The organism is Rhodothermales bacterium (assembly GCA_034439735.1).
In the GTDB taxonomy this organism is placed as follows: Bacteria; Bacteroidota; Rhodothermia; order Rhodothermales; family JAHQVL01; genus JAWKNW01.
In genome coordinates, this window is sequence record JAWXAX010000008.1 from 1 (window position 1) to 5,412 (window position 5,412).

4 protein-coding genes and 1 riboswitch are annotated in these 5,412 nt (G+C 64.4%); of the genes, 1 reads left to right on the forward strand and 3 read right to left on the reverse strand.

The window, feature by feature from the left end; translation table 11 throughout:
• On the reverse strand, nucleotides 1-1,192 hold a 1,192-nt coding region (locus tag SH809_00310; protein MDZ4698118.1), incomplete at its 3' end, for a TonB-dependent receptor plug domain-containing protein.
• A gap of 154 nt (nucleotides 1,193-1,346) precedes the next feature.
• Nucleotides 1,347-1,563: riboswitch (cobalamin riboswitch) on the reverse strand.
• A gap of 105 nt (nucleotides 1,564-1,668) precedes the next feature.
• Here SH809_00310 and SH809_00315 point away from each other — a divergent pair.
• Complete coding sequence (locus SH809_00315; protein MDZ4698119.1) at nucleotides 1,669-2,553, forward strand: serine hydrolase; 885 nt, start codon at nucleotides 1,669-1,671, stop codon at nucleotides 2,551-2,553.
• A 412-nt stretch (nucleotides 2,554-2,965) separates the two neighbouring features.
• Here SH809_00315 and SH809_00320 read toward each other — a convergent pair whose 3' ends face one another.
• Both SH809_00320 and SH809_00325 read right to left on the reverse strand, forming a co-directional pair.
• Nucleotides 2,966-4,876, reverse strand: coding sequence for a M56 family metallopeptidase (locus SH809_00320; protein MDZ4698120.1), 1,911 nt, complete (start codon nucleotides 4,874-4,876; stop codon nucleotides 2,966-2,968).
• Between the two features lie 53 nt (nucleotides 4,877-4,929).
• Nucleotides 4,930-5,319: a BlaI/MecI/CopY family transcriptional regulator gene (locus tag SH809_00325; protein MDZ4698121.1), complete on the reverse strand. Its 390-nt coding sequence runs from the start codon at nucleotides 5,317-5,319 to the stop codon at nucleotides 4,930-4,932.
• Between the last annotated feature and the right edge of the window lie 93 nt (nucleotides 5,320-5,412).

Here is a 5,412-nt window from a genome sequence, read left to right on the forward strand (position 1 = left end):
CCAGGCCGGGGCTTAGCGCCGAGTACCATGCTCTGTCCGCCGACGCCGCATCCAGGCGTAGAGAGGGAAAGAGATGGATCCGGCCAGCCTCTACCACAGCGCTGGCGAATAGCGCCGCCTGGCGCCGGCGCGCGTCGTCCGGCAAACTCGGATGATCGGCGCGGCCGAGGGAACCGCTGGCGCCGGCCGTCCAATCCAGCGATCCGATCCGTCCCAGGCGCTCCAGCTGGAGCATCGTAGTCCCCACCCGGCCGGCGTCGTCCACCCGCAGTCGAGGGTTTACGTAGCGGAGCCGGCTCTGCTGGATGCCGGCGCGGACACGCCAGGCGCCGCGCACATCCACCTGCTCGTGGCCCATCCAGAGGCGCAGCTGACGGTCCCCCTGCCGCTCGCCGACCGGCGCGGCCGTGGCGGGGCCGGGCAGTCCCCGCTCGGCTTCCGTCGCCAGCACCGAGAGCGACGTGCGCGCCTCGCCCGAACGACGCGCCACCTGACCATAAAGCGAACCCTGCCGCCGGTCGGCACCGATGCGCGTCGCTTCGCGGGCTGGGAAAAGGGATGGATTCCAGAACGGGTAATCGCCCTCCTCCGTGAGGTACTCGCCGGCGACGCGAGCCGTCCAGTTTTCGCGAGCCGTCGCGACCGACCCGCCCGCCCGGCGCTCGCCAAACGGCCCGGCGCCGGCTTCCACGGACACCTCCAGCGGTTCGGTGGGCGCCGCGGTTTGCAGGTGGATCGTGCCGGCCATCGCATCGCTGCCGTACAACGAGGAGGCCGCGCCATGCAGAACCTCGACATGATCGACAAAAAAGAGGGGGACGAGGGAGAGATCCACCTGCCCGAGCTGCGGATCGGACAGCGGCAGGCCGTCGAGCAGGAGGAGCGACTGCGCGGCCGTACCTCCGCGCTGCGTCATCGACGCAAGCCCCGATCCATAGCGACGGATAAACGAGCCGGCGCGGCGGTCCAGGACGTCTGCCAGGGAGTGGGAAGCCGCCAGCGCGTCACTATCCAGCACCTGCACGCGAACAGGAGCGCGGTCGAGCGCGACCGGCCGGCGCGCCGCCGTCACCGTGATCTCCGGGAGAGCGACGACGGAATCACCCGGGGCCGACTGGGAACGAGCCGGGAGGATTGTACAAAGATGGATCCCCGCGACCGGCAAAAGAACCGAAAGGCGTCTGTAAAACATAAAAACCCGAACCTCAATGATCTGAAGCTCGGGCTACGACTCACCGGATGCGACACGCGCAAACGCCCGGGCCGCGAGGCGTACGGCTGATACACCAGCAAGACCTCGCGCCGGAAAACGGTGGGGAGTGCACGAACCTCATAGCCCGGAGGTCGATGGCGGTAAACGCAGAGGCAGGTCTCCTGGCTCGTTGCCAGTGGCGAGGACTCGGCCGGCGGCCTTCCCGTGCAATCAGCACAGTGGCGGCGACGTCGTCGTCCTCGGCACCGAGGGCAACCAACAGTTGCGGGTACAGCTCCGGATTCTTCGCGAGCGAATGACCGGATTCCCTTTTGATCCGAAAATGCGGAACCTCTGCGAGATGAAAAAGAACATGGCATCAAGGTACAGCCGGCGGCCCGGGTGCGCAACGCCGGCGCTTATTTTCACGATTCCCGGCGGAACGCGTATCTTGCCCCCGAAACCCATCGTCGCGCATGAAATATCCCGCCCTCATCTCTTTTCTCCTGCTGCTGGCCTCCTGCACGCCACCTGACCCGATGAGCGGATTCGATGAAGTCCTGGATGCCCTGGTGGGCTCCTATCCGGAAGCGGTCGTGGCGGTCGCCGTGCGCGACCCTGAAAACGGGGTTTCGTGGGATCGTAACCCGGACCGGTCGTTCCATGCGGCCAGCACCATGAAGGTGCCCGTGATGATCGAGGTCTATCGCCAGGCCGAGCTGGGCCGGCTTTCGCTGGATCACCAGTTGCCCGTCGTCAACAGCTTCCGGTCCATCGTCGATGAATCCAACTTCAAGATCGAAGACGACTCCGACGACGCCATGTACCGACGCCTCGGTGAGTTCATGAGCGTGCGCGATCTCGTCTTCCAGATGATCACCGTCTCATCCAACCTCGCGACGAATCTGCTGATAGACACCGTCACGCCAGACTCCGTCCAGGGTACCATGCAGCGCCTCGGGACGCGCCACATGCAGGTCCTCCGGGGCGTGGAGGACATCAAGGCGTTCCAGCGGGGCATGAGTAATACAACCACCGCCGCCGACCTCGCGCTGGTCATGCAACGGTTGATGGAGGGCGCCGCCGTCTCCCCCGCGAGCGATGAGGCCATGCGGGAGGTGCTCCTCGCCCAGCAGTTCGGGGAGATGATCCCCGCCGGCGTGCCGTTCGACGCGGAGATCGCCCACAAAACCGGCCAGATCACCGCCATCCACCACGACGCCGCCATCGTGTATCCGCCCCTTCAGAATCCCTTCGTGCTCGTCATCCTCATCGAAGGCCTGACCGACAGCCAGCAGTCCGCCGCGCTCGGGGCGAGCATCGCGAAGGCTGTGTATGAGCGGGTGCGGCCGGGAGTGTGAGGGGTATCCCGCGGAGAGGGGGAGACACGGAGGGTTGTCGTCTCTCGGGCTCGATTCGTGCAGCTTTGCTTGTCCAATGGGATTGGAGAGGAGGTGGCCCGCGGAGAGGGGGAGACGCGGAGGGTTGTCGTCTCTCGGGCTCGGCTTGGGGTTTAGAATCTGTTGAGAATCCCTGAGATCCAGCCTATCGGAGGGCTGAGCTTACGTGTGATGTCGCGACGCTCCCCGTTCGTCGTCCCCAACTTGATTGGGGATCCATGCCAATCATTAAGCCTTGCTTGGACTACTTCGTAAGTCGCCATGCTCGTTTCCCGCTTTACCCGGTTAGTCGCTTCGCTCGTTTGGCGAGAGTCTGCCCCCGGCTTGGCGGGGGGATGACGAGAGGACTGGAAATACCACATCGTAGCAGGTTCTAATCCAGGCGCGTCAACTCGTACAGTTTGGACTGTCCTTCGCACAGAGGAGGAATGATGTAGCGCCCGGGGTCCCAGGCTTTTTCGGGGAGTGCCGCCAGGCGTTCGATGAGTTGGTGCCGGTTGACCACTTCCAGATAGGCCTTCGCCTCCGGATTACCCTGGGCCGCCTGTTCCTGGAGTTCGCGCAGGCGCTCCCCTAGCCACTCGTGTACGCCCTCGGCCTCCAGTTCGACGGCCAGGCTCGCAATGGCAAAGTACCGCTCGGGGTCTACGCGATTGCGGCGTGTGTCCATATAAATCCAGCTCCACGCCCAGAGTGCATAGCTATCCCCGGCTCGGGCCAATTCCTCGAAAAGAAGGTCGGCTTCCTCCAGGCGCTCCTCGCGCGCGAGTTTCACCGCCTGGCTGCGCCGTGCGATCGGATGGCCGGCTTCGAGCGCACGAGCAAACCAGTGTTGCGCCAACGAATCGTTGTCGCCCTGCGGCCAAAAAGAAGTGATTCTCCAGTCAGGTTTGTGTCTATAAGACAACCACAACATCGCGCCCCCATCGCCGGCCTCCGCACGTTCGTGGAGCGTCTCCTCCAACCGATCCGCCCAGGCCCGCGAAGCGGCTTCGTCTTGCCCCAGCCAGGGCATTCCGGGGTAAAAGAACTCAGGGCGGCCTACTGCCGGGAATGGGTTGCCGGCTAATAGCTCGGCCAACAGCTGCATCGAACACAGATTCCCCTGCTCGGCCGATGGCTCGGCGATCTCCTGAGCCCGGAAAAAATCCCCCTGTTTCACCTGCTCGACGGCCTGAAGAAAAAGTTCGTCCGGGGTGCCTTCGATCGCCTTGCCCGGATTTCGCGCGCAGGCGGCGAGCAGCGTGCCGGCGGCCAGCACAGCCACCGTCGCCAGCGCCCAGGAGGGGGTCTGGATGGCCTTCGCGGGCCGTTTTTTGTACTCGACGATCCGCCGAATCCGATCCACCAGCCGGCCATCCGACGCGCCCAGCGCCAGCGCCGGCCCCCGGCGCTCCTCGAGTCCGGCCAGGGCGCGGACGTAGGTCAGGTCATCACCCAACGCCCGCACCGACGCCTCGTCGCACGCGAACTCCCGCTCGATCCGCAGCCGGCGCGACACATACCAGACGGCCGGGTGATAAAACAATAGCGTCTCCAGAAGAGCCTGCAGGTAAGTCACCAGGGCGTCGTGCCGACGGATGTGCGCCAGCTCGTGCACCAGCAGCGCCTCGATGTGCGCCGGTGGGAGTCCGGCCAGAATACCCGCAGGGAGGACGATCATCGGTTTGAGCCAGCCGATCAGCGCCGGCTGGGCGAGAGCCTCTGACGTCGCCAGCCGGACCCGTCGTGTAATCCCCATCCGTTCCCTCCGCGAATCGACCGCCGCGATCCACCGCGGATCAGTGAGCGGCAGACTGCTTCGCCGCAGGCGCACGAGTCCGAAGTAGCCAAAGGTGAGACGGAGGAGGAAAACCGGGAGCGCATAGAGCCAGAGCCGAAACACGAGCACATGAATCTGCAGGGCCATGAACCGGAGGAGGTCCCACCGGGATAGGGGCGGCGCTGGCGACGCGTATGTCGGCTCGGTCGTTTGCCCGGAGGCCGGCGGCGCCGCATCCGGCGGGGATTCAAAGGCCGGCGCCATTGGTGACAGGGCCCCGTTAGTCTCGATCCTCGTGGAAGCCAGATAGGAGGACACCGCCGTCGTCGCCGGCAAGAGTACTATCAGCACCAATGCCCCAACACACAACGCATACCGAAACTCGCCCGAGGCGCCCCGAAACAAACGCAGCGCAATCGCCAGTCCGAGCGCCACCAGCGCCCCCTGCCAGAGAAAATGCAGCAACGCTGAACCTATAGCGTCGACCAGAGCAGGGGGGATTTTTGCCAGAAATGATGCCATATACCGTCACCCTTTTTCAAAAAAATGATTACACACACCCCGTACCCCCCTCCCTACCCTTCCCGCTCCAACTCCTCGATCAGTTGCCGAATCTCCGCCAGCTCCTCCGGCGTGCTGGGTTGCATGGATAACGCACGCAGCACCAGCGCCCGCGTCGACCCGTAAAACGCCCCGTCCAACAAGTCCTTCACCAGGTCGGCCTGCGTCTCGGCCTCGGATGCCGCCGGCCGATACACGTGCGCCATGTTCGCCGTGTCGCACACTACCCGTCCTTTCTTCCGCATGATCTGGAGGAGCTTCAGAACGGTCGTATAGCCGGCTGTGTAGCCGGTCGACTGCTCCGCGCGCAGCGCTTCGTGTACGGCGCGCACGGTCGAAGGCCCGTGTATCCACAGTACACGCAGGATCGCCAGCTCCGCCGCGGTTGGTTTGGATGATGCCATGAGTCCGCCAGGGAATATCCGAAGTTACGAAGATCTTCGTAGCAAGATACGAACACGTTCGTAGCATACAATCCTCGATCCTAAAAAAACCAC